The sequence below is a fragment of the Hungatella hominis genome, assembly GCF_014288005.1.
Classification (GTDB): Bacteria; Bacillota; Clostridia; order Lachnospirales; family Lachnospiraceae; genus Hungatella; species Hungatella effluvii.
In genome coordinates, this window is sequence record NZ_JACOPB010000072.1 from 1 (window position 1) to 597 (window position 597).

At 44.4% G+C, this 597-nt stretch carries 1 pseudogene; it reads left to right on the forward strand.

The annotated features are described in order from the left end of the window. Positions 1-525 (forward strand): annotated as a pseudogene (locus H8S75_RS32385) (ParB/RepB/Spo0J family partition protein); the annotation flags it as partial. Positions 526-597 lie beyond the last annotated feature (72 nt).

Below are 597 nucleotides of genomic sequence, written 5' to 3' on the forward strand. Positions count from 1 at the left end.
TTGGTGGGGGAAATCATTGGAGAAACATCAGGACAGATGGGGAGAATGGAAAAAATCAACAACAGCTTAATAGAGGAGGCGAAAGAGCAGTTCCAGGCTGGAAACATTGGAATTTCAGCCGCCTATGAAACCGCAAGACTACCAGAGGCGGAACAAAAGAAGATAGCAGAGCAGGCGGCTACAGACAAAGTGGAAGCAAAAGACATAGCAGCAATGGTAAAGGAAAGGCAGCAGAAGGCGGCAGATGAGAAAAAGCTTAATGAGACAGTAAAAAGAGCGGAGAAAGCCGCGAAGAGGGCAGAGGAGGCTCAGATCGGAGCAGCGCAGGCCAGTTTACTGGCGGAGCGTTCAGCAGACCAAAGCGCAGGTTTTACGGGAATGAATCCCCCTGAGTTGTCCGAATCGGACATCGAAAATGAAGCAGTATACACTTTGCGGGAACTTATCATACTGGCAAAACAAATTACATATAACGAATTGCTTGTGTTACAAGACATTTTGATGAAATGTAATAACAGGGAATAGGAAAGGAGAGAACCTCGAAAGTATTAAAAATCTATTATATCGGTAAATGGAATTGATAATCTGAAATGTGAG